This window comes from Curtobacterium sp. MCJR17_020, from assembly GCF_003234365.2.
GTDB lineage: Bacteria > Actinomycetota > Actinomycetes > Actinomycetales > Microbacteriaceae > Curtobacterium.
This window is the reverse complement of record NZ_CP126260.1, coordinates 3,058,857-3,081,771: the sequence shown is the minus strand read 5'-3', so window position 1 is coordinate 3,081,771 and position 22,915 is coordinate 3,058,857. Positions and strand designations below refer to the sequence as shown.

Genomic DNA, 22,915 nt, shown 5'->3' with positions numbered 1-22,915 from the left:
CGTGTTCGTCGCTTGGCGCGATCTCCGGTTCGCCCGTGGCCGGTTCGTCCTCATCGGCTCCGTCGTGGCACTCATCACCCTGCTCGTCGGGTTCCTCGCCGGGCTCACCGGCGGGCTCGCGTCGCAGAACGTCTCCGCGGTGCTCGACCTGCCCGGCGACCGCCTGGTCCTGCAGCAGCCGTCCACCGGGCAGCCGTCGTTCGGCGACTCCACCATCGGGCAGCGGGCCGTGGACGGCTGGCAGGCGGCCCCCGGGGTCGACGACGTGGTGCCGGTGGGCATCGTCCAGGGCCGGGCGACGGCACCTGGCGCGGGGTCCGGCGCTGCGGGGTCGGGCGCTGCGGCGTCGGGCGCGGCCGTCGGCGTCGCGCTGGTCGGGCTGCCGACGGGAGCACGGTCGACCCCCGTCACCGATCTCGCCCCCGGTCGCGACGACCAGGTCGGGCTGTCGTCGGGTGCTGCGGCCGACCTCGGCGTGCAGGTCGGCGACCGCATCACCGTCACCGGGACGGACTACCGCGTCGCCGTCGTCGGCGGTGACGCCTGGTACAGCCACACGCCGGTGCTCGCCATGACCCCGGAGGCGTGGGCCGCGGCCGACCGGCGGCTCGGCGGCGACGGCGCGCCGACCGTCCTGGCCGTCAGCGGCAGCCCGGACTGGGACGCCGTCGGAGCGTCCACCGGCACGTCCGCCGCGTCGCCACTCGCGTCGCTGACCGCCCTCGAGACCTTCCGGTCCGAGATCGGGTCGCTCGGCCTGATGATCGTCATGCTCTTCGGGGTGTCCGCGCTCGTCGTCGGGGCGTTCTTCACGGTCTGGACAATGCAGCGAGCCGGCGACGTCGCCGTGCTCAAGGCCCTCGGCGCGAGCACCGGATCACTCGTCCGCGATGCGCTCGGACAGGCGCTCGTCGTGCTCGTCCTGGGGATCGGCGTCGGGATGCTGGCCGTCGTCGGACTCGGCGCGCTCGCCGGCGGTGCACTGCCGTTCCTGCTCAGCCCGGTCACCACGGTCGTGCCGGCCGCCGCGATGGCCGTCCTCGGACTCGCCGGCGCCGCCGTCGCGCTCCGTACCGTCACCTCCGCCGACCCCCTCACCGCACTCGGGAGCAACCGATGATCACCCTCGACGACGTCACCCTGACCTTCCCCGACGGCGACCGGCGGATCACCGCGGTCGACCACGTGTCCGTCGTCGCCCGGCCGGGCGTCGTGACCGGCATCACCGGCCCCTCCGGATCGGGCAAGTCGTCGCTGCTCGCCGTCGCCGCGACGCTCATCCGGCCGGACTCCGGTCGGGTGCTCATCGGCGACGTCGACGCGGCCGCGCTGTCCCGGGACGAAGCCACCGCCCTGCGGCGTGCGCACATCGGGATCGTGTTCCAGCAGTCGAACCTGCTGCCGTCGCTGACCGCACGGGAGCAGGTGCTCGTGATGGCGCATCTCGGTGGCCGGCACCCCGCCGGAGGTCGTCGCGCGGGAGGGCTCCGGGACCGGGCCGACGACCTGCTGGACGCGGTGGGGCTGTCCGACCACCTGGACAAGCGGCCGGCGCAGCTGTCCGGCGGGCAGCGGCAGCGCGTCGCGATCGCCCGGGCACTCGTGCACGAACCGGACGTCCTGCTCGTGGACGAACCGACGAGTGCGCTGGACCAGGAGCGCGGCGCGGCGATCATGGAGCTCATCGCACGACTGACACGCGAGCGGGACACCGCGACGATGCTGGTCACCCACGACCTCGTGCACCGCGGGACCCTCGACGAACTCGTCACGGTGGTGGACGGTCGGCTGGCCGGGGCGCCGGTGATCGCCGCCTAGGATCGGGCACATGGCGACCGTCCTCCTCGTCCGACACGGACGCACCACCGCGAACGCCACGGGCGTGCTCGCCGGACGCACCGCCGGCGTGCGACTCGACGCCGTCGGCCGGAAGCAGGCCGACCGCACCGCGGAGCGCATCGCTGCCGTGCCGGTCGTCGCCGTCGTATCGAGTCCGCTCGAGCGGTGCCGGCAGACGGCCCGGGCGATCCTGGAGCGACAGCCGGGCGACCCCGCGTCGGCCATCGAGCGGGCGATCACCGAGGCGGACTACGGCGAATGGCAGGGGCGGAAGCTCGCCGACCTGGCGAAGGAGCCGCTCTGGCGGACGGTGCAGGCGAACCCGAGCGCCGTGGTGTTCCCCGGCGGCGAGTCCATGCAGACCATGCAGTCCCGGGCGGTGTCGGCCGTCCGGCGCATCGACGCCGAGGTCGAGGCGGAACACGGGCCCGGAGCGGTCTGGGTCGCGGTGAGCCACGGCGACATCATCAAGTCCGTCCTGGCCGACGCGTTCGGCATGCACCTCGACCTGTTCCAGCGCATCGGCGTCGGGCCGGCGTCGGTGTCGGTCGTGCGGTACGGCGAGCACCGGCCCGAGGTGGTCGCGACGAACACCGAGTCCGGCGATCTGTCGTGGCTCGCGACCGCTCCTGCGCCCGGCGGGGACGCAGCGGTCGGCGGCGGGGCCGGACATCCGGAGGCCCCGTCCGAGGCAGGCCCTGCCAGACCCTGAACGGGCGCAGGCCCGCACTCCTACAATGCGGGTATGCCCTCCATCGTCCACGGCTTCGACTGGCCGGACCGCCTCGTCGTCGGCACCATCGGCCGTCCGGGCGAGCGCACCTTCTACCTGCAGGCCCGCTCCGGCAAGCGTGTCACCAGTGTCACCCTCGAGAAGGAGCAGACCGCCGTGCTCGCCGAGAAGATCGACGAGCTGCTGGACGAGGTCGCCACGGTTGAGGCGAACCGCTTCAGCGTGCCGGACACCGCTCCCGCGGAACTCCGCGACCCCGAGCCGCTCGACCAGCCGGTGGAGCCCGAGTTCCGTGCCGGTGCCCTGAGCCTGGGCTTCGACCCGTCGACGGCGCAGGTGGTCATCGAGGCGTACCCGATCGACGACGACGTCGAGATCGTGTCCGAGGAGAGCGAGGACGGCCTCGAGATCGAGGCGGTGGTCGAGATCCCCGAACCCGACGAGCTCTTCCAGGTCAAGATCCCGGTCGGCACCGCACGCGCGTTCGTCGAGCGCACCCGCGAGATCGTCGCCGCTGGCCGTCCGCCCGGCGACGCATGAGCGACGGCTCACTGAGCATCACGGCGCGGATCCGTGAGGCCTCGAACGCGACGTTCCTGGCCGAGCTGGACGGCGAGGCGGTCGTCTACAAGCCGATCGAGGGGGAACGCCCGCTCTGGGACTTCCCGGACGGCACGCTCGCCGGCCGAGAGGTCGCGGCGCACCTGGTGTCCGAGGCGTTCGGCTGGGGCATCGTGCCTCCGACATGGCTCGGTGACGGCCCGTTCGGCCCCGGCATGGTGCAGCGCTGGCAGACCGTCGACCCCGACCAGGACCCCGTCGACCTGGTCACCCCCGAGACCGCCGAGGCGGACGGTTCACCGTGGCTGCCCGTGCTCGAGGCGATCGACGAGCACGACCAGCCGGTGACGCTCGTGCACGAGGACTCCGAGGCATTGCGCCGCATGGCCGTCTTCGACGTCGTCGTGAACAACGCCGACCGCAAGGGCGGCCACGTGCTGGCGATGCCCGACGGACACCGGTTCGGTGTCGACCACGGGCTGGCCTTCCACGTCGAGCACAAGCTCCGCACGGTGCTGTGGGGGTGGATCGGCGAGCCGCTCGGGCCGGACGAACTCGAGGGGCTCGACCGGGTGTCGGAAGCGCTCCGCGGTGCCCTGGGCGACGAACTCGCCGAACACCTGACGCCGGAAGAGGTCGACACGGTGCGCGCGCGGTGTGCGGCGCTGCGGGCCGTCGGTATCTTCCCGCCGCCGCCGGGCCACGGCCCCGCGGTGCCGTGGCCGTTGTTCTGACGCACCCGTCGTGAGCCGGCGGCCCGGCCTGCCGTGGCGAATCCGGTCCGGGACGGTGGGGCCCGTCGGGTCCGGACCCCACCGACCGGTCCGCGTCCGTGATCCGTGGACGCGGAGACCCGTGGCGTCCGGTGGCGTGCGCCGTTGCACGCCGGGACCCCGCGGGAGTCGACCGGTCGAGAACGGATCAGGTGCACTCGGCCGACCGCTTCCGGCACGCCGACGAGGTCGGCGCGGGAAGAACGATCACGGCGGCCGGGGTCCGGGGCAACTGTGGTGGCGCTCAGCATACGACCGTGGGACCCCGCGCAACAGCCCCTGTCGGGATCGACCCGGCGACTAGTCGAACAACGACTGCCCGCCGCGGCGCGACCCCAGGTAGGACCCCACGACGGCGACGCCGAGGTCGTCGTTCTCCGGAGCCACGACCGAGCCGTCCACCCGCTTCGCCATCGCGTCGATGAACCGTGCCAGCCCCGGGTCGTCGCCGAGGCGGAAGAACGTCGTCTGGGCGCCGAGACGACCGGCGTTCTCGAGCTCCCGAACGGTCAGTGCGATCGTCACGGGGTCCGGTGGGTAGTCGAACCACACCTGTCCGTTCGGCTCGAGGTGCGACGTCGGTTCCCCGTCGGTGACGATGAGCAGCACGGGTTGGGCGGTCGGGTGCTTCCGGAAGTGCCGGTTGGCGAGGAGCAGCGCGTGGTGCAGGTTCGTGCCCTTGTCCCACATCGCGTCGAGACCCACGAGCTGCTCGATGTCGACGACCTCGGCCTCGCGTCCGAACGCGATCAGTTGCAGGTCGTCGCCGCGGAACCGCGTCGAGACGAGCGTGTGCAGCGCCAGGGCCGTGCGCTTCATCGGCACCCAGCGGTCCTCCATCGCCATCGAGAACGACGTGTCGACGAGCAGCGCCACGCAGGCCTGTGTGCGGGACTCGGTCTCCTGCACCTCGACGTCGTCGATGGTCAGGCGGACGCCCGGGCCCACCCGCCCGTCGGCCGCGGTCCGGGTCAGCGCGTTCGTGATCGACCGGGTGACGTCCCACGGCTCGGTGTCGCCGTACGCCCACTGCCGGGTCGCGCCCGAGGGCTCGCCGGCCGCGCCGGACTGCCGGATGTCGCGGGCACCCTGTCGGCCGGACATCCGCTCGGCGACGTCACGGAGCAGGCTCTTGCCGAGCTGCCGCATGGCCTTCGGGGTGAGCCGGAGCTGCCCGTCCGCTCCGCGGCGCATCGCCCCGGAGTTCCGCAGGGCCTTCTCGAGCTGCTGCAGGGTCCTGGCGTCCACGGCGGCCTCGGCGCCGAGCTGCCGGGTCAGGGCGTCGAGGTCCAGGTCGTCGAGCTCGGAGCCGGGTCCGGACTGGGCGAGTTGGTCAGCGAGGGCGTCGAGGTCGGCGATGTCCTGGAAGACCCCGGTGCCGTCGCCGAGCCCGAGCCCCTGGTCGCCCTCCATGCGCTCGGATCCGCCCCAGTCCTCGCCGGGCCTCAGGGACCGCAGGTTGCCGTCGAGCTGGGACAGCTGCCCCATCAGGTCGGGGGAGCCGAAGGCCTGCTGGGCGAGGGCGTCGAGTTCGTCGCGCTGCTCCTCGGTCATCGAGTTCCGCATGCGCTGGGCGGCGGCGGCCCGTGCCGCGAGGTCGTCGAGCAGCTCGTCGACGTTCGCGGGGCTCGACGGGAAGTACTGCCCGTGCTGCGCCATGAAGTCGTCGAACTGTTGCTGGGTGTCCTCGCCGCGGGCGTGCGCCTCGAGCAGGGCGTTGAGGTCCTGCATCATCGCGCTGACCGCCGCACGGTCCTCGTCCGTGGCACCCTCGAGCGCCTGCTTCATGCCCGCGAAGCGCTGGTCGAGCACCTCGCGACCGAGCAGGTCCTTGATCTCGTCGTACTTCTGCCGGGCCTCGCGGCTCGTCCAGTCGTACCCGCCGAGCTCCTGCACCGCGGCGGCCGGCGACGGGGACAGGCTGTCGAGCTGCACCTCGGCCAGGGCGCGGTCGCCGTCGTCGAGCTCGACGTTGCGGGCGAGTTCGCCGCGTTCGACGCGGAGCGCCTGGTCGAGCAGTTCGCGGACCTGCTGCAGGGTGCCGTCGAGGTTGTTCTTCGCGGTGAGTTCGCGGCGCCGTTCCGCGACCTTGCGCGCGAGGTCGTCGAGTCCGCGCTGCGTCCGGCCGCCTCGGCGCAGGAACTCCCGCATGGCACGCTCCGGTGAGGTGCCGGCCATCACGTCCTGCCCGATGGCGTCGAGCGCTTCGGCGAGGTCGGCGGGCGGGGCGAGCGGATCCGGTCCGTCGGTGTACGCCCCGTACCGGGTGTCCCGCGTCAGTCGTCGGTTCTGCCTAGCCATAGACGGCTTCGCCCCCGCCGGACTCCTTGCTGATGCGGCGGGCGAGGAAGAGCCCCTCGAGCGCGAGTTCGATCGCACCCGCGCGCTCGCCGTCGTTCGTGGCACCGAGGCGTTCGCAGACCTGGTCGTACAGGTCGGACTCGCCGATCGACGGCAGCCCCTCGAGGAACGCTCGTGCGCCGACCTGTTCGCCCGTCGTCACCATCGTCCCGCCGTCGAGCGCCTCGACGAGCACCCCGAAGTCGAGCCCGCGGAACCGGGCGCGCACCGTCTCGGCCGTGGCGGTCCGCAGCAGGTGCTCGAGGACCTCGTCCGCGCGGTCCTCTTCGCCGTTCTCGAACTCGATCTTGCCGCCGAGCACGTCGACCGCCGTCTCGAGGTCGATCGGTCGCGCGACGGCCTCCGGCTCGCCCTGGCGTGCTGCACGGTGCACGGCCGCCGCGGCGACCGTCTCGGCGCCGGCGATCGCGAACCGGGCGCTGACACCGCTGCGCTGGTCGACCGCGCTCGAACCGCGCAGGGCACGGGTGAAGCGGGCGAGGATCTCGACGATCGCGTCCGGCACCTCGGCGGTGAGCTGCGCCTCCTGCCGGATGACCGCGATCTCGTCCTCGAGTTCGATCGGGTAGTGGGTGCGGATCTCCGCGCCGAAGCGGTCCTTCAGCGGCGTGATGATCCGGCCACGGTTCGTGTAGTCCTCCGGGTTCGCGCTGGCCACCACGAGCACGTCGAGGGGGAGTCGGAGCACGTAGCCACGGATCTGGACGTCGCGTTCCTCCATCACGTTGAGCATCGCGACCTGGATGCGTTCGGCCAGGTCGGGCAGCTCGTTGATCGCGACGATGCCGCGGTGGCCCCGGGGGACGAGTCCGAAGTGGATGGTCTCCGGGTCGCCCAGGCTGCGTCCTTCGGCGACCTTCATCGGGTCGACGTCGCCGATCAGGTCGGCGACGCTCGTGTCCGGCGTCGCGAGCTTCTCGACGTAGCGGTCGTCGCGGTGCCGCCACGAGATCGGCAGGGCGTCACCGAGGTCTTCGGCTCGGCGGGCGCTCGCGGTGGTGATGGGCTCGTAGGGGTGCTCGCCGAGCTCGGAGCCGGTGATCACCGGGGTCCACTCGTCGAGCAGGCCCTGCAGGGTGCGGAGCAGGCGGGTCTTGCCCTGGCCGCGCTCGCCGAGCAGGACGACGTCGTGTCCGGCGATCAGGGCACGTTCGAGTTGCGGGATCACGGTCGTCTCGAAGCCGTGCAGGCCGGGCCAGGGGTCGTCTCCCGCGCGCAGCGCGGTGAGCAGGTTGTCGCGGATCTCGGCGCGGACCGTCTTCTGGACGTGGCCAGAAGTGCGGAGCTCGCCGACCGTGCGGATGTCGGGTCGGGTCACGTTCTGGACGTTACGCCGTTGCGGACGGGAGGCGCGGTGCCAGCTGGCAGCGCGCCTCCCGTCCGCTTGTGGGTTTCCATAGCCACCGCAATGATTGGGGCTCCGGCATCGGAGCCGGATTCGATAGGGGGATCCGGCTCCGAGCCGGCCCCGTCGTACCGAATGTGAACCATCTCGCCGATCTCGGCGTAGGTTCCCCTCTCGTGAGCAGCACGAACGGGGCGATCAAGAGCCTGGTCCCCGCCAGGATGGACAGACTGCCGTGGACACGGTTCCACTGGAGTGTCGTCGTCGGACTCGGGGTCTCCTGGATCCTGGACGGTCTGGAGATCCAGATCGTCTCCAACGCGGGCTTCCAGGCCGATCTGGACCTGTCGACGCAACAGGTGACCTCCCTCGGCACCATCTACCTGGTCGGCCAGGTGGTCGGAGCGCTGGTGTTCGGACGCATGTCCGACCGGCTCGGACGGCGCAAGCTCTTCATCCTGACGCTCGCGATCTACCTGATCGGCTCGGGCGTCGCCGGTCTCGCCCAGGACTTCTGGTTCCTGGCCGCGTTCCGGTTCGTCGCCGGCCTCGGCATCGGCGGCGAGTACGCGGCGATCAACTCGGCGATCGACGAACTGATCCCGGCGAAGTACCGCGGTCACGTCGACATCGCCATCAACGGCACCTACTGGGGCGGCGCCGCGCTCGGTGCGTTCGCGAACATCTACCTGCTCGACACGGCCAACTTCTCGGAGAGCATCGGCTGGCGCATCGGCTTCTTCCTCGGCCCGGTGCTCGGCATCGCGATCATCTTCCTGCGGCGGCACATCCCCGAGAGTCCGCGCTGGCTCATGACCCACGGGCGCGAGGAAGAGGCCGAAGCGACCGTCACCCAGATCGAAGAGGCGGTCGAGAAGTCCACCGGCAAGCGGCTGCCGGACGTCGACGAGTCGAAGGCCATGACCGTCACGCCGACCGACCGCGTCGGGTTCCTGACCATCGCGCGCGTGCTGCTCAAGCAGTACCCGACGCGCACCCTGGTCGGGGCGTCGATGATGATCACGCAGGCGTTCCTCTACAACGCGATCTTCTTCACCTACGCGCTCGTCCTGACGAACTTCTTCGGCCTGAAGACCGCGCAGACGTCGATCTACTTCTTCCCGTTCGCGATCGGGAACCTGCTCGGACCGATCATCCTCGGTCGGTTCTTCGACACGTGGGGCCGTCGGCAGATGATCTTCCTGACGTACCTGGTGTCCGGGCTCGTCCTGGCCACCTCGGCGTTCCTGTTCCGTGCCGACGCGATCTCGGCAACGGTGCAGGTGGCCTTCTGGTGCGTGTCGTTCTTCTTCGCCTCCGCAGGCGCCTCGAGCGCGTACCTGACGGTGAGCGAGATCTTCCCCCTCGAGCTGCGGTCGCAGGCGATCTCGTACTTCTTCGCCCTCGCGCAGGTCTTCGGTGCGGTCGCACCGCTGATCTACGGTGCCTTCATCGGCGACGGGTCGTCGCGGGAGCCGCTCTTCTGGGGGTACCTGCTCGGGTCCGCGGTGATGATCGGCGGTGGGGTGATAGCCCTGGTCTTCGGGGTCGATGCCGCGCGGAAGGGGCTCGAGGACGTCACCCAGCCACTGTCCGTCCTCACCGGGGACGCGGAGCAGCAGCGGCGCTGAACAGCGACGGTAGCCATGCAACATTCCGTATTCAGAGTGTTTAGCGCGGCCGCCGTCGGGGTGTCAGCGTGCTGGCATGGCACTCCTCCACAGCGCGACACCCACCAGGACGATCCACGACGGTGCCGGTGCGGCCGTCCAGGGCGACCGCCGTGCGTGAGGCTGGCGCGATGGAGCAGTCACCGATGCGTGTCGGCCGGGGCGACCGCGATCCCCACGGCCTCCGGCGCAGTCTGCTGCGCGACGCGGTCTTCCTCCGCTTGCTCGACAACGTGCTGCGCGGCGAGTACCGCCGCGGGCAGCGCCTGCGCCTCGACACCATCGCCGAGGACATGCGGGTCTCCCGCACGCCGGTGCGCGAAGCCCTCGTCTCCCTCGAGTCCCATCAGCTCGTCACCGTGCAGCGGTACGTCGGCGTGGTGATCACACACTGGACCGTCGGGCAGATGACCGAGCGCCTGCGCATCGCACGGGCCCTGGTCGTCGACCCGCCGGTGAGCGGCACGGGCGACGACGACCGCTTCGATCCGGCCTGGCTCCGCGAGTGCTGGACCGAGGCCGGGGCCTTCGTCGAACTCGCCGCGTGGTTCCTCCGCCGGAGCGGCGCCTCGGTCAGCGCCGACTGGATGCTGTCGCAACGCACCGTGCTCGACACCTTCTTCACCGATGACGTGGCCCTCGCCAACGGGATCGACGCCGTGGTCGACCGGACGCGGCGACTCGACCTCGTCGACCAGGCCGTGCGGGCAGCGGAGCGCGACGCGCTCGACGACTGCGCCGTGGTGCTGCTCGAGCTCGCGGCGGCGCTCATCGCCCTGCCGGACCGGTTCCGGGTGGCCGTGGCCTCCTGAACCGCTCCGGCTGCGGGTTCGTACAGGTCGGCATCGAGCCCCGCGGATCCGGGGGTCGACGGCGGATCGGTGGGTTCGCTCCGACGACGTCCGCACTGGATCGCCAGGGATCTCCGTGGCAGCCTTGACCGGTTGCCACCCGGCGCGTCCACCGACGACAGGAGAGCCCGTGAACGACGTCCGCGATCGCTCCCATCGCCTCAACCGAGCCGTCGGGATCGCACGGCACGGACGTCTCCGACGGTCCGGACCCTTCCGGACCGTCGCTGCGCTGGTCGCGAGCGTGGCCGTAGTCGCGCTCGTCAGCACCGCCTCCGTCGCCGCGATCGCCGCGAAGCAGGTGACCGACGACCTCGGTGACGGCGTGCAGATCGAGGGACAGCCCGCGCCGCGGTCGAACGGCACCAAGGCCCCGTCGCTCAGCGCGTACAAGGGTGGCTTCAACATGCTCGTCGTCGGGACGGACAACGACCCGGACCAGTCCGCGGAGTTCGGGGAGCGCGACGCCACCCTCAACGACGTCAACATCCTGCTCCACGTATCGGCCGACCACACCAACGCGACCGCGGTGAGCATCCCGCGCGACCTCGTCACCCCGATCCCCGCGTGCAAGAAGACCGACGGCTCCGGCACCGCATCAGCCATGGCCGCGCAGCCGATCAACACCTCGTTCAGCGACGGCGGGCTGAACTGCGTGACCCAGACCGTGCAGGGGCTCACCGGCCTGGACATCCAGTACTCGGCCGCGGTCTCGTTCAACGGCGTCATCGAGATGTCGAACGCGATCGGTGGTGTGCCGGTCTGCGTGGCGCAGCCGATCGAGGACCCCTACACCGGGCTCGACCTGCCCGCCGGCACCTCGACGCTGCAGGGCGACGAAGCCCTCGCGTTCCTCCGGACCCGGCACGGCGTCGGCGATGGTTCCGACCTCGGGCGGATCTCGAGCCAGCAGGTGTTCCTGTCGTCGCTGCTCCGGACCGTGAAGTCGAACGACACCCTCACCTCGCCGACCACCCTGTACAAGCTGGCCCGCGCCGCGGCGTCGAACATGCAGCTGTCCGAGAGCCTGAACGACATCGGGACGATGGTGCAGATGGGTCGGGCGCTGCAGGACCTCCCGCTGTCGCAGGTGAACTTCGTGCAGTACCCGGGCACGACCGGCGGAACCGGGGTCTACGAGGGCAAGGTCCAGCCGACGACGTACCTGGCCGACCGGCTGTTCGCGAAGATCAAGGCGGACCAGTCGTTCTCCCTGGGGGAGGACAGCACGGGGATCGGGTCCGAGACGAACGCGGCGGCGCCGTCCGCTGTTGCCTCGTCGCCCGCGGCTGCTGCGCCGTCGGCTCCGGCGTCCTCACCCGCGGCTGCCGCGCCGTCGTCGCCGGCCGCCGCTGCTCCGACGGCATCCGCGACGCCGGAGACCATCGACGGGCTCGAGGGGCAGTCCGCCGACCAGGAGACCTGCTCCAAGGCGTTCGGCTACTGACCGGGGGGCTCCGGCTCTGAGTCCGAGACTCGGAGTAGGCGACGTTTCTCGGGCGCCGCGCCCCGAGTTCCGTCGTTCAGCCCGAGTCTCGGGGCGTTCAGCCCGAGTCTCGGGAACCCGGACGGCCGGAGAGGGGCCGCTCCCCGAGCGGGCGCCAGGCAACCGGGCGCGCCGGGCCCGGCTCGGAGAGCGACGTCGGTGCTGTGTCGCGACTACGGGGACGAGCCCCGGAATGTGATCGCCGCGTCTCGATGATGCTATTCACCGGGGTACGTCGGGACAACCCCGAGGTGTCCCCACTTCGGGGGACCCGCGTTCTGCGACCGTGCCACGCGCGGGGGTGCGGTCGGGTCGAGAGTGGCCAGGTCCTCCTGTATGGTGGTCGAAGCGCTCGCGAGAGTGCTTGGAGACGTCGCATAGTCCGGCCGAGTGCACCACCCTGCTAAGGTGGAGTCCCCTCTAGGGGACCGAGGGTTCAAATCCCTCCGTCTCCGCACTCCACGAAACCCCGGTCCGATCGGACCGGGGTTTCGTCGTCTCCGGAGTGGTCTCGTCAGGCCGTCGCGACGCTCCCTGTCGAGGTCAGCTCGCCGGCCCCGCGCGAACGCCCACGCCGCACGGCACCCATCGCGACGAGCGTCAGGCCCACGGCGGCCAGAGTGATCCCGGCGCCCGCCCAGATCGGCGACGTGTAGCCGAGGCCGGCGGTGATGGTGAGCCCACCGATCCAGGCACCGAGCGCGTTCCCGAGGTTGAACGCGGCGATGTTCGCCCCGCTCGCCAGGGTCGGCGCGTGGTCCGCGTACTGCATCACGCGCGTCTGCAGGGCCGGCACGGTCGCGAACCCGAAGGCGCCCATCAGCACGAGGGCGATGACGGTCAGCACGGGCGAGGTCGCGACGAGGGCGAACAGCCCGAGCACCACGGTGAGGGCGACGAGCACGACGAGCAGGGTCCGGTCGATCGAGCGTGCGGCGAGCTTGCCGCCGACGAAGTTCCCGACGAACAGCCCGACGCCGAACACGACGAGCAGCCACGGCACCGCCGAGGACGGGAAGCCGGACACCGAAGTCAGCGTGTACGCGATGTAGGTGAACGCCCCGAACATCCCGCCGTAGCCGAGCACGGTCATGCCGAGCGACAGCCACACCTGGCCGGAGCGGAAGGCGCCGAGCTCGCGGGACAGTGACGGCGTCTCGACCTGGCGGACGGCGGGGACGAGCACGAGGACGCCGACCAGGGCGACGACGCCGATGGCGACGATGGCCCAGAAGGTCGAACGCCAGCCGAGCGCTTGGCCGAGGAACGTGCCGAACGGCACCCCGAGCACGTTCGACGCCGTCAGTCCCGTGAACATCAGGGCGACCGCCGACGCGCGCTTGGAACGCTCGACCATGTTCGCGGCCACGACGGAGCCGATGCCGAAGAACGCTCCGTGGCAGAGCGCCGCGATGACGCGTCCGGACATCATCACCTCGTAGGTCGGTGCGATCGCCGACAGCGTGTTGCCGACGATGAACAGCACGAGCAGTCCGAGCAGGACGGGCTTGCGGGGGAGCCGGGTGGTGGCTGCGGTCAGGCCGAGGGCGCCGACGATGACGGCGAGTGCGTACCCGGTGACGAGCCAGCCGGCCGTGGTCTCGGTGACGCCGTAGTCGGCGGCCACCTCGGGCAGCAGGCCGGTGATGACGAACTCGGTCAGTCCGATGCCGAAGCCGCCGAGTGCGAGGGCGATGAGTCCCGCGGGCATGGGGTTCCTTCCGTTGTGCGGTGGCGCAGTGCCGCGTACGCTGGTTGTTGCAGACGCGCGGTATCGATAGTTGCACACGCGGGGTATCAGCGCAAGCAACTGCACGCGCTCGCAACGACCCCCGCGGCCGACCGCGGCCCCCGACCCTGCAACCGACCAGAAGGAGCCCGATGTCCGTCGACGACACCTCCACCGCCGTCCGCGCCCACGGCTGGCGCACCCTGGCGGCACTGCACGGCCTGATCGAGACGCGACTCGAGCGCGCGCTGCGCGACGTCGACCTGTCCGTGGTCGAGTACACCGTGCTCGATGCGCTGCGCCGACAGGACGGCTTCCACATGCGCATGCAGCAGCTCGCCCGCGCCGCGGCCCTCAGCCCGAGCGCCACGACCCGGCTGGTCAACCGACTCGAGGAACGTGCGCTCCTCACCCGCGTGCTCTGCGCCGACGACCGCCGTGGGCTCTACACGGAGCTCACCCACGCCGGACAGCGGCTGCTGGATGCGGCCACGCCGATCCACGCCGCTGCGCTCGAGGGGGCGCTCGCCGAAGCGCGCGAGGTCCCCGAGCTCGAGGAACTCGCGGTCGCGGTCGACCGGCTCGAGGGCGCCACCGTCTGACGCAGGCGTTGCGCGGCGGTCGGTCGCGCTGGATCCTGAGATGGACCAGCCAGCACCTGAGCCGGGAGGCGACGTGAAGCTCCTGCTGACGTCCGGGGGCGTCACGAACCCGAGCATCCGCGCCGCGCTCGTGGAACTGCTCGGCAGGCCGGTCGAGGACAGCCACGCGCTGGTGATCCCGACCGCGCAGTGGGGCCACCCCATGTGCGGACCCGGCTCGGTGCGGGGCCTGCTGGCAGGGGGTCCCGACTCGCAGTACCTGGCGGGTCTGGGCTGGGCATCGGTGGGCGTCCTGGAGCTCACCGCGCTGCCGACGATCGGCGTCGAACGGTGGACGGCCTGGGTGCGGCAGGCCGACGTGCTGCTGGTCGACGGCGGCGACGCCACCTACCTCGCCCACTGGGTGCGGGAGTCGGGGCTCGCGGACGTGCTGCCGTCGTTGCCCGACACGGTCTGGGTGGGGGTGAGCGCCGGGAGCATGGTGATGACGCCTCGGATCGGCTCGTCCTTCGTCGCGTGGTCGTCCGCGCCGGACGACCGGACCCTGGGGGTCGTCGACTTCTCGGTCTTCCCGCACCTCGATGCGTTCCCGCAGAACACCCTGGGGCACGCCGAGCGGTGGGCTGCCGACATCGGCGGCCCGGCCTACGCCATCGACGAGCAGACCGCCATCACGGTCGTCGACGGCACGGTCGAGGTCGTGTCCGAGGGGAGGTGGGTGGCGTTCGCCGACGGGCGCCGCTGACGCTCAGGCCCGCGGCGGCGCCGTCGTGGACCGCACGACGAGCGTCGGCGGCACGAGCGTCCGGATCGGCTCCGCCGACCCCGACCCCGACCCCGACCCCGACTCCGACCCCGACGAGCCGATGCAGTCGATCAACCGCGCGACCGCGAGCCGCCCGACCTCGTCGTTGTGCGGGTCGACCGTGGTCAGCCGCAGCAGGGGTGAGGCGGCGAGCGGGGTCTCGTCGTTGCCGACCACCGAGACGTCCTCGGGGACCCGGAGTCCGGCTTCGCGCACGGCGGCGATCGCGCCCATCGCCATGACGTCGTTCGCGGCGAACACCGCCGTCAGGTCCGGGTGGTCCCGCAGTGCGCGGCGGGTGCCCTCGTACCCGGTCGTCTCGGACGTCGGGCCGTCGCCGTAGACCAGCGGCGCGATGCCGGACGCGACCATCCGCGCGACGGTGCCCTCGCGGCGGACCGCAGCCGGGCCTCCCGAACCCGTGACGTGGACGATGCGGCGGTGACCGAGTCCGATCAGGTGATCCGCTGCCAACCGGCCGCCGGCGGCCTCGTCCGAGGCGACGACGTCGAGCTCGCCGGGCACGTCGGCCCGGGCGCCGGCGACGACGACGGGGGTGTCGGCCGGCACGACGAGGTCGGGGAACCCCTCGGCGGCGAGGACGACGCCGTCGACCCGTAGTGAGACGAGGTCGTCGAACGGCGAGGAGTCGAGGTGGGCGTTCGCACGGGTGTCCGCGAGGGTGAGCCGCAGGCCGTGCGGTGCGAGCGCGTCGCGGATGCCGTCGAGCAGGGGGACGAACCACGGGTTGCGGAAGTCGTCGACGATGACCCCGACGGTGCGGGTCCTGGTGCCGGCGAGGATCGCGGCGGCGCGGTTGGGGCGGTAGCCGAGCTCGGCGGCGGCCGCGAGCACGGCCGAGCGGCGTGCGTCGGAGACTCCCGGGTCGTCGCGGAGCACCATCGAGACGAGTGACTTCGAGACGCCGGCACGGGTCGCGACGTCGATGATCGTCGGGGGTCGTGACACGCGGCTCCTTGACAGGACATGGGGTGGTCGGGCTACAGTCTACCGACACGTTCTGGAACGTTCCAGAATCGGACCGGACTTCTCGAAGGAGAGAACCATGAGCGACAGCATCGGCGTCGCCGTCATCGGGGCGGGCATGGCGGGCAAGGCCCACATGGCCGCGTGGCGGAACGCACCCTCACTCTTCGCCCCGACGCTGCCGCCCGTGCGGCTCGTGTCGATCGGCGACGTGTACGAGCCCCTCGCGGCCGAGGCTGCGCAGCGCTTCGGCTACGCCCGCCACGACACGGACTGGCGAGCCGTCGCCGAGGCCGACGACATCGACGTCGTGAGCATCGTCGTCGCGAACACGCTGCACCGCGAGATCGTCGAGGGGCTGCTGGCCGCCGGCAAGCACGTCCTGTGCGAGAAGCCGCTGTCGGACTCGCTCGAGGACGCACGGGCGATGGCCGCCGCGGCCACCGAGGCATCGCAGCGCGGGCTCGTCGCCCGCGTCGGCTTCACCTACCGCCGCGCCCCGGGCCTCGCCGCGATCAAGCAGCTCGTCGAGGACGGCACGCTCGGCCGCGTCCTGCACGTCTCTGCCCGCTACTGGACCGACTACGGCTCGTCGCCCGACGTGCCCTTCTCGTGGCGCTTCGCGGGTGCTCCCGGCACCGGAGCCCTCGCCGACGTCGGCTCGCACCTGGCGTACGTGGCCGAGTTCCTGGCCGGCGAGGTGCAGAGCGTCAACGGCGGCATGTTCACGACGGCCATCACGAAGCGCCCGATCGCCGCCGGGTTCGCCCTGCGCGGCCAGGCCGTCCCGTTGACGGGGGAGTTCGCGGACGTCGAGAACGACGACTACGCCACCTGCAACGCGCGCTTCGGTGACGGCTCCGTGGTGGGCTCGCTCGAGGTGTCGCGGGTCGCCACGGCACACCCGAACGGTCTGGTCGTCGAGGTCTTCTGCGAGAACGGTGCTGCCCGGTGGGACCAGGAGCGTGCCTCCGAGATCGGCCTCGCGCTGCAGTCCGACGGCTCCCGCCTCGGCGGGTACCGCCAGGTCGTCCTCGGCCCGGACCACCCCTACGTCGCAGGCGGCATGGCGATGGACGCGCCCGGTGTCGGCTGGGGGCAGAACCAGATGTTCGAGTACCAGGCACGCGCGTTCCTCGACGAGGTCGCCGGCGTCGCGGACCCGCTGCCGGCCAACGCCACGTTCGACGACGGCGTGCACAACATGGAGATCCTCGACGCGGTGGCACGGTCCGCCGCAGCCGGCGGCGCATCGCTGGACGTCCGCCCGACCGAGACCGTCCGCACCACCGAAGGAGCGCACGCATGAAGCTCGGTCTGTACAACGCGATCTTCCACGACCGACCGCTCGCCGAGGCCCTGACCGCCATCGCGGGCAACGGCCTGACCGGCATCGAGCTGAACACCGGCGGGTTCCTGCCGCCGGTGCACGTGCCGGACATCGACGCGATCCTCGACGACGACGGGGCACGTGACGCCTTCCTCGCCCGGTTCGAGGGCACCGGGGTGTCCATCGCCGGCCTGAACTGCAACGGCAACCCGCTGCACCCGGACCCCACGATCGGGCCGCAGCACGCGGAGGACGTCCGCCGCAGCATCCGGCTCGCAGCCCGCCTCGGCCAGGACCGCGTCGTCACGATGTCGGGGCTGCCGGCGGGCGAGCCCGGCGGCACCCGGCCGAACTGGATCGTGAACGCCTGGAACTCCGCCGCGCTCGACGTCATCGAGTACCAGTGGAGCGTCGCGGTGCCGTTCTGGCAGGAGATCGACGCCCTGGCGCGGGAGCACGGGGTCAAGGTGGCGCTCGAGCTGCACCCGCAGAACGTGGTGTTCAACCCGGCGACGATCCGCGAGCTCGTGGAACGTGGAGGGCTGACGAACACCGGCGTCGAACTCGACGCGAGTCACCTGTTCTGGCAGCAGATGGATCCGGTGGCGGTCGTCCGCGACCTCGGTGACCTGGTGTTCCACGCCGCGGCGAAGGACGTCCGGATCAACCCGCACGCGGCCATCAACGGCGTGCTCGACAACTCGTTCCGTCGGCTGTTGCCGGACGAGCCGCGCACGAACCTCGGTGGCGACGAGTGGGCCAACGAGTGGCCGAAGCCGTCCGCGTGGGACTTCGTCGCGCTCGGCAAGGGCCACGACGAGGCGTACTGGTCGGCGTTCCTCGAGGCCCTGCGCGAGGTGGACCCGGACATGTGGGTCAACATCGAGCACGAGGACACCGAGCTCGGTCGTGAAGAAGGGGTCGCGGTCGCCGCGAAGGTCCTGCTCGCAGCCGACGCGGCGCTCGCGACGCGCGCGTGAGTCGCGTCTGAGACGCACCACGTGATCCGCAACGGGAGGCCCGTGGGACGTGCGCCGATCGGCGCACGCTCCACGGGCCTCCCGTCCAGTGCGCATCGGTGACACGCCCACCGGGCGCTGTCACCGGACCGATGTAGCATGCACGACACCTGTCCCGAGACGAGGAGCCCTGCGTGCCGGAGCCGACCGACCCCGCCTTCCCCCTCGAGCGCATCCGAGAGGTCGGCGACGCCATCGTCGCGTCCGTCTCGACGGTGATCGACGGCAAGACCGAGGCGATCCGCACCGCCCTCACCGTGATGCTGGCCGAGGGGCACCTGCTCGTCGAGGACGTCCCCGGCGTCGGCAAGACGGTCCTGGCGAAGGCACTCGGCGCCTCGGTGGGTGGCTCCGTGAACCGCATCCAGTTCACGTCCGACATGCTGCCCTCGGACGTCACCGGGGTGAACATCTTCGACCAGTCCTCGGGCACGTTCCGGTTCTCACCAGGGCCGGTGTTCGCGAACGTCGTCATCGGTGACGAGATCAACCGCACCAGCCCGAAGACCCAGTCCGCCCTGCTCGAGGCGATGGCCGAGTCGCAGGTCACGGTCGACGGCGTCACCCGGCTGCTCGACCGCCCCTTCATGATCGTGGCGACGCAGAACCCGATCGACATGGAGGGCACGTACCCGTTGCCCGAGGCCCAGCGTGACCGCTTCATGGCGCGCATCACGATGGGGTACCCGAGCGTCGACGCCGAACGGCAGATGCTCGCGAACCGCGGCGGCGGCGACCCGCTGTCGCACCTGCGTCCGATCGTCGACGTGGCCACCCTGCACGGGATCATCGAGGCCGTGGCGAACGTCCACATCGCCCCCGACGTCGAGGCGTACGTCATCGCGATCGTCCGTTCCACCCGCACCCACCCCGACCTGGTGCTCGGCGCCAGCCCCCGCGCCACGCTGCACCTGGCCCAGGCGGCCCGTGCCCACGCCGCGTTGCTCGGCCGGCCGTTCGTCACGCCGGACGACGTCGCCGCCCTGGCACCGATCGTGCTCGCCCACCGGCTCGTGCCGGTGGCGCGCGGGCTCGGTGGCACGGGCGAGGACACCGTGCGCGAGATCGTCGTCCGCATCGTCTCCGACACCGCCGTTCCGTTCACGGCGACCCCCGTCCGCTCCTGATGCCCGGCCGATCGGCACCGTCGTCGCTGCTGCGGCGCACCGGTGCCGCGCGCTCGACGCTCGGGCGCTTCGGCCGCCGTGGGCTGTCCCTGCTCCGGCGCACGCCGTTCCCCCGTCCGACCGTGCGCGGCTGGACCGTCATCGCGATCGGCATCGGGCTGATCGGGGGCGGGCTCGTGGGCACGACGAGCGTCGCCGTCTCGGCCGGGCTGCTGCTGCTCGTGCTCGTCGTGCTCGGCATCGTGATGGCGTTCGTGGTCGCCGCGCCGCTCCGGGGCAGCCGGAGCACGGCCCGCGCGATCGTGCAGGTCGGCGAGGTCTACCGCGAGCGCATCACCCTCGGCAGCACCAGCCTGCCGATCGGCCCGCGGTCGACCCTGCTCGTCCGTGAACAGCTCGAGGACGCGTTCGCCAGTGCGTCCGAGGCGGAGACGTACGCGCTCGTCGGCCCGGGTGTCCCGCCAGCGGTGCTCGACGTCGAGGCGCTCGCGATGCACCGCGGCCGCACGCTCGTCGGACCGGTCACCATCCGGGTCGAGGACCCCTTCGGTCTGCTCCGCATCGACCGCCCGGTGGTGTCGGCAGAAGAGGTCGTCGTCGTCCCCGCGAGCGCACCCCTCGCCGCGATCGACACCGGCGCCCTCGCCGGGGCCGTCTCCGCCGACGAAGGGCGGGTCGGGCAGGGCGGGTCCGCCGACGACAGCGAACTCCGGCCGTACCGTCCCGGCGACCCCATCCGTCGGGTGCACTGGGCGCAGAGTGCTCGCCGCGGCGAACTGCACGTCCGGCAGACCACGCAGGCGCAACCGCCCGAGGCCGTCATCGCGCTCGACGTCCGGCGCGAGTCCTACCAGGGCCTCGGGCGTGAGGACCTGGCGGAGCTGTCCGACCTGGGCGGTGACCAGGCCTTCGAGCACGCCGTCGTCGTCGCCGCCAGTGTCGCCCGCGCCCTCGCCGCCCGGACCTCGCGCGTCGTGCTCGTGAGCGACGGACCGTCCGGCAGCACCCGGCACGCCGGCGACGTCGGCGGCCTCACCGACGTGCTCGTCGGACTCGCGGACGTCCGGCTCCGCAGCGACGCCCGTCCGGTCACCGAGGTCCTGCCCGAGGTGCGCGGGCGGGACGTGCACGGCATGACCGCGGTGGTCACCGGCAACTGCACCGCCGAGCAAGCGGCTGAACTCGTGACGGCGACGAGCGGATCGAGCCGCGGGATCGTGGCGACGATCGTGCCGCCGGACCCGGTGGTCCGGGGGATCCTCGACCGCGGGGGGTGGCGCACCCTCGTGGTGCCGGTCGCCGGGGCGACCGCGTCGGGAGCCGCACGGTGAGCGGCGCGGCTGCGCAGTCGCGTCGCCCCGTCGACGTGCGCGAGGTCCTGGACCGCGACGACGACACCCGTGACACCCCGAGCACCTGGGTCGTCGCGCTCGCCCCGGTGCCCGTGCTCATCGCCGCGCTCGCGATCCGCCCGCTCGTGCAGGGCACCGCCTGGTGGGTGTCCGGCGTCGTGGTCGTCGCGGTGCTCGTGGCCGTCATGCTCGCGGTGCGTCGCCGGGCCCCCGGGGTCCGGTTCGTGGCACTCGTCGCCACCCTCGTGCTGTGCTCGTGCGCCGCCGCCCTGGTCAACGACGTGCAACCCCTCGGCTGGCTCGACGCCGACGGGGCGCTGGGCGAGACGCTCGCCGCCATCCGCCTGAACCCCGCGCCGTTGCCGCAGACCGACGCGATCCGACTGGTCGTGACCGTGTCGATCGCCTGGGTGGCGGGCGTCTCGTTGTTCCTCGCCGCGATCGCACGGATCCCGTCGCTCGCCGCCGCGCCCGCACTCGTCATCCTCATCGTCCCGGGGATCATCACCGGACAGCCGGCGGGCACCGCGCTCGTGATCACCACGGCCGTCGCCTTCCTCGCCCTGCTGTGGCTGTCGGTCCGACCCGTGCAGCGAGCGGTCCCGGCCGCGGTCGTCGGTGCGATCGGGCTCGTCGTCGCGATCGGCCTGCCCGCGATCGTGCCGCTCAACGCGAGCTGGCTGTCCGGCGTCACCGGAGCCATCCAGTCGCCGATCCAGCCCGGGCGACCCGGCACCCTGCTCGAGCTCGGCAACGACCTGCGGCAGCCGAGTGAACTCGAGGTGCTCCGCTACCGGTCGTCCGACGGCCAGCCCGAGTACCTCAAGCTCGCAAACCTGGACGAGTTCGGCACCGGGGACTGGGTGCCGACGGTGACGAACGCCGCCGAGGCCGACACCGCCGACCAGCAGCAGTGGGCCGAGGGTGTGAACCCCCGCCTGGCGACCCGCGGCGACGTCACGGTCCGGATCACCGGGCTGTCGAGCACGTACCTGCCGGTGCCGTCCGGGGCGGTGTCGATCGAGTCGCGTTCCACCAACCTCGACCTGTCGCAGTGGCGCTGGATGGGGTCCTCGAGCACCGTGCGGTCGACCGGTCCGGCCACGCCGCGCGGTGCGACGTACGAGGTCTACGGTGCCTCGACCTTCGCGAACGCGTACCTCGACGCCGTCGCGGCCTCGGGTGTCCTGTCCCGCGCCGACGGTCGGGGGTTCCGCGCGCCGAGCGGCGACCAGCTGCAGACCGACCTGACGCTGCCGAAGGACCTGCCCGCGATCATCTCGTCGACCGCGGAGCGGGTGGCCGGGGCCGCGTCCGACGACTACGCCCAGGCCCGCGCCCTGGAGCAGTGGTTCCGCAGCGACCTGTTCACCTACTCCGAGACGGCCCCCGTCGAGCAGGGCTACGACGGCGACAGCATGGACGTCGTCTCGACCTTCCTGCAGGTGCGCGAGGGCTACTGCGTGCACTTCTCGTCCGCGATGGCCGTGATGGCCCGGACGCTCGGCATCCCGTCCCGCATCGCGGTGGGGTACCGGGCCGGGGCGGCGCAGCCCGACGGCGAGTACGCGGTGTCGAACCGGCAGCTGCACTCCTGGCCCGAGCTGTACATCACGGGGGCCGGATGGGTCGCGTTCGAGCCGACGCCGGACTCCGACGCGGCAGCGCAGCCCTCGACCGAACCGACGGAGACCCCGACCGCGGCGACGCCCGAGTCCCCGCTGCCCGCGCCCGAGCAGTCCGCCCCCGCCGAGTCCTCGGCGACGCCGACCCCCTCGGCGTCGGCGCAGCCCGGTGCGGCCGGTGCCTCGGGCGGCAGTGGTCCGGCCGGCCTGCTGTTCGGCACGGCACTCGTCCTCGCGCTGCTCGTCGCCCCCGGACTCGTCCGAGCGCTCCGACGGCGGTCGCGGTTGTCCGCGGTCGCCGCGGGGCGCTCACCAGCGGTGAACGCCTGGCGTGAGGCCCTCGACGACGTCGCCGACCACGGCTACGCCCCGGGGCTGGCGCCGCCCGGTGACGCAGCGGCTGCGGCCCGGACCGCCCGGGCCGTCCTCGGGCGACTCCGTCCGGTGCTGCCGGCCTCGGCGCTCCCGCACCTCGACGCCGTGGTCGATGCCGTCGACCGTGAACGGTTCGCGGCCGGCGGGGTCGCAGCGGTCGACGGCGAGGCGCTCGTCCGGCACGTGCAGCAGGCGCGGGAGGCCCTCGACGCCTCGGTCTCCGGTGGGAGGGTGCTGCGGTCGCGCCTGCTGCCGCCGAGCCTGCTGCCGTCGTCCGCGTGGTCGCACGAGGGGCGTCGGCGCTCCCGTCGCCCTGCCTGACGGCGGAGTCCCGGCTGGTGCGAG

General features: G+C 72.1%; 19 protein-coding genes and 1 tRNA gene. 16 read left to right on the top strand and 4 right to left on the bottom strand.

The window, feature by feature from the left end; translation table 11 throughout:
• Window position 1: 1 nt before the first annotated feature.
• From DEJ14_RS14585 to DEJ14_RS14565, 5 genes are read left to right on the top strand one after another with little or no spacing between them, the layout of a single operon-like run.
• Window positions 2-1,120 (top strand): ABC transporter permease, encoded by a 1,119-nt coding sequence (locus DEJ14_RS14585; RefSeq protein WP_111084660.1) that lies wholly within the window; start codon window positions 2-4, stop codon window positions 1,118-1,120.
• Window positions 1,117-1,818 carry an ABC transporter ATP-binding protein gene (locus DEJ14_RS14580; protein ID WP_111084659.1) on the top strand — a complete coding sequence of 234 codons (702 nt, stop codon included), beginning with the start codon at window positions 1,117-1,119 and terminating at the stop codon, window positions 1,816-1,818. The genes DEJ14_RS14585 and DEJ14_RS14580 overlap by 4 nt, the downstream gene beginning before the upstream one ends.
• Before the next feature lie 10 nt (window positions 1,819-1,828).
• A complete protein-coding gene (locus tag DEJ14_RS14575; protein WP_111084658.1) occupies window positions 1,829-2,551 on the top strand; it encodes an MSMEG_4193 family putative phosphomutase in 723 nt (240 codons plus the stop codon).
• A gap of 33 nt (window positions 2,552-2,584) precedes the next feature.
• Window positions 2,585-3,112, top strand: coding sequence for a DUF3090 domain-containing protein (locus tag DEJ14_RS14570; protein ID WP_111084657.1), 528 nt, complete (start codon window positions 2,585-2,587; stop codon window positions 3,110-3,112).
• Window positions 3,109-3,867 (top strand): SCO1664 family protein, encoded by a 759-nt coding sequence (locus tag DEJ14_RS14565; protein ID WP_111084656.1) that lies wholly within the window; start codon window positions 3,109-3,111, stop codon window positions 3,865-3,867. The genes DEJ14_RS14570 and DEJ14_RS14565 overlap by 4 nt, the downstream gene beginning before the upstream one ends.
• A gap of 339 nt (window positions 3,868-4,206) precedes the next feature.
• Here the strand turns inward: DEJ14_RS14565 and DEJ14_RS14560 are convergent, their stop codons facing one another.
• A complete protein-coding gene (locus DEJ14_RS14560) occupies window positions 4,207-6,207 on the bottom strand; it encodes a vWA domain-containing protein (protein ID WP_111084655.1) in 2,001 nt (666 codons plus the stop codon).
• Window positions 6,200-7,585: a MoxR family ATPase gene (locus DEJ14_RS14555; protein ID WP_111084654.1), complete on the bottom strand. Its 1,386-nt coding sequence runs from the start codon at window positions 7,583-7,585 to the stop codon at window positions 6,200-6,202. The genes DEJ14_RS14560 and DEJ14_RS14555 overlap by 8 nt, the downstream gene beginning before the upstream one ends.
• 203 nt (window positions 7,586-7,788) lie before the next feature.
• Here DEJ14_RS14555 and DEJ14_RS14550 point away from each other — a divergent pair, with 203 nt between their 5' ends.
• From DEJ14_RS14550 to DEJ14_RS14535, 4 genes are all read left to right on the top strand, one after another.
• A complete protein-coding gene (locus tag DEJ14_RS14550) occupies window positions 7,789-9,243 on the top strand; it encodes an MFS transporter (RefSeq protein ID WP_349775258.1) in 1,455 nt (484 codons plus the stop codon).
• Window positions 9,244-9,413: 170 nt separating this feature from the next.
• On the top strand, window positions 9,414-10,094 hold the full coding sequence (locus DEJ14_RS14545) for a GntR family transcriptional regulator (protein WP_146249707.1): 681 nt from the start codon (window positions 9,414-9,416) through the stop codon (window positions 10,092-10,094).
• Between the two features lie 169 nt (window positions 10,095-10,263).
• Window positions 10,264-11,580 carry an LCP family protein gene (locus DEJ14_RS14540; RefSeq protein WP_111084652.1) on the top strand — a complete coding sequence of 439 codons (1,317 nt, stop codon included), beginning with the start codon at window positions 10,264-10,266 and terminating at the stop codon, window positions 11,578-11,580.
• A 405-nt stretch (window positions 11,581-11,985) separates the two neighbouring features.
• A tRNA-Ser gene (locus DEJ14_RS14535) sits at window positions 11,986-12,074 on the top strand.
• A 59-nt stretch (window positions 12,075-12,133) separates the two neighbouring features.
• Here DEJ14_RS14535 and DEJ14_RS14530 read toward each other — a convergent pair.
• Window positions 12,134-13,330 (bottom strand): MFS transporter, encoded by a 1,197-nt coding sequence (locus tag DEJ14_RS14530; protein WP_111084651.1) that lies wholly within the window; start codon window positions 13,328-13,330, stop codon window positions 12,134-12,136.
• 170 nt (window positions 13,331-13,500) lie between these two features.
• Between DEJ14_RS14530 and DEJ14_RS14525 the strand changes: the two genes are divergently transcribed.
• Together DEJ14_RS14525 and DEJ14_RS14520 are read left to right on the top strand one after the other, a co-directional pair.
• Entirely contained in the window at window positions 13,501-13,950 is a 450-nt protein-coding gene (locus tag DEJ14_RS14525) for a MarR family winged helix-turn-helix transcriptional regulator (RefSeq protein WP_111084650.1), read from the top strand.
• Between the two features lie 73 nt (window positions 13,951-14,023).
• Window positions 14,024-14,695 (top strand): Type 1 glutamine amidotransferase-like domain-containing protein, encoded by a 672-nt coding sequence (locus DEJ14_RS14520; protein WP_111084649.1) that lies wholly within the window; start codon window positions 14,024-14,026, stop codon window positions 14,693-14,695.
• Window positions 14,696-14,698: 3 nt separating this feature from the next.
• Here DEJ14_RS14520 and DEJ14_RS14515 read toward each other — a convergent pair whose 3' ends face one another.
• Window positions 14,699-15,724: a LacI family DNA-binding transcriptional regulator gene (locus DEJ14_RS14515; protein ID WP_111084648.1), complete on the bottom strand. Its 1,026-nt coding sequence runs from the start codon at window positions 15,722-15,724 to the stop codon at window positions 14,699-14,701.
• Between the two features lie 97 nt (window positions 15,725-15,821).
• Between DEJ14_RS14515 and DEJ14_RS14510 the strand changes: the two genes are divergently transcribed.
• From DEJ14_RS14510 to DEJ14_RS14490, 5 genes are all read left to right on the top strand, one after another.
• Window positions 15,822-17,051: a Gfo/Idh/MocA family protein gene (locus DEJ14_RS14510; RefSeq protein ID WP_111084647.1), complete on the top strand. Its 1,230-nt coding sequence runs from the start codon at window positions 15,822-15,824 to the stop codon at window positions 17,049-17,051.
• Entirely contained in the window at window positions 17,048-18,052 is a 1,005-nt protein-coding gene (locus DEJ14_RS14505; RefSeq protein WP_111084646.1) for a sugar phosphate isomerase/epimerase family protein, read from the top strand. The genes DEJ14_RS14510 and DEJ14_RS14505 overlap by 4 nt, the downstream gene beginning before the upstream one ends.
• 173 nt (window positions 18,053-18,225) lie before the next feature.
• Window positions 18,226-19,218, top strand: coding sequence for an AAA family ATPase (locus DEJ14_RS14500; protein WP_258373208.1), 993 nt, complete (start codon window positions 18,226-18,228; stop codon window positions 19,216-19,218).
• Window positions 19,218-20,549, top strand: a complete 1,332-nt coding sequence (locus DEJ14_RS14495; RefSeq protein WP_111084644.1) for a DUF58 domain-containing protein — start codon at window positions 19,218-19,220, stop codon at window positions 20,547-20,549. Before DEJ14_RS14500 ends, DEJ14_RS14495 begins: the two co-directional genes overlap by 1 nt.
• Window positions 20,546-22,891 carry a transglutaminase TgpA family protein gene (locus DEJ14_RS14490; RefSeq protein ID WP_146249706.1) on the top strand — a complete coding sequence of 782 codons (2,346 nt, stop codon included), beginning with the start codon at window positions 20,546-20,548 and terminating at the stop codon, window positions 22,889-22,891. The genes DEJ14_RS14495 and DEJ14_RS14490 overlap by 4 nt, the downstream gene beginning before the upstream one ends.
• The last annotated feature ends 24 nt before the right edge of the window (window positions 22,892-22,915 follow it).

Excerpts from the sequence above, each read along its gene's own strand:
- DEJ14_RS14580 (WP_111084659.1), top strand. The coding sequence starts at position 1,117 with ATGATCACCCTCGACGACGTCACCCTGACCTTCCCCGACGGCGACCGG.
- DEJ14_RS14565 (WP_111084656.1), top strand. The coding sequence starts at position 3,109 with ATGAGCGACGGCTCACTGAGCATCACGGCGCGGATCCGTGAGGCCTCG.
- DEJ14_RS14545 (WP_146249707.1), top strand. The coding sequence starts at position 9,414 with ATGGAGCAGTCACCGATGCGTGTCGGCCGGGGCGACCGCGATCCCCAC.
- DEJ14_RS14530 (WP_111084651.1), bottom strand. The coding sequence starts at position 13,330 with ATGCCCGCGGGACTCATCGCCCTCGCACTCGGCGGCTTCGGCATCGGA.
- DEJ14_RS14495 (WP_111084644.1), top strand. The coding sequence starts at position 19,218 with ATGCCCGGCCGATCGGCACCGTCGTCGCTGCTGCGGCGCACCGGTGCC.
- DEJ14_RS14505 (WP_111084646.1), top strand. The coding sequence starts at position 17,048 with ATGAAGCTCGGTCTGTACAACGCGATCTTCCACGACCGACCGCTCGCC.
- DEJ14_RS14510 (WP_111084647.1), top strand. The coding sequence starts at position 15,822 with ATGAGCGACAGCATCGGCGTCGCCGTCATCGGGGCGGGCATGGCGGGC.
- DEJ14_RS14525 (WP_111084650.1), top strand. The coding sequence starts at position 13,501 with ATGTCCGTCGACGACACCTCCACCGCCGTCCGCGCCCACGGCTGGCGC.
- DEJ14_RS14560 (WP_111084655.1), bottom strand. The coding sequence starts at position 6,207 with ATGGCTAGGCAGAACCGACGACTGACGCGGGACACCCGGTACGGGGCG.
- DEJ14_RS14570 (WP_111084657.1), top strand. The coding sequence starts at position 2,585 with ATGCCCTCCATCGTCCACGGCTTCGACTGGCCGGACCGCCTCGTCGTC.
- DEJ14_RS14575 (WP_111084658.1), top strand. The coding sequence starts at position 1,829 with ATGGCGACCGTCCTCCTCGTCCGACACGGACGCACCACCGCGAACGCC.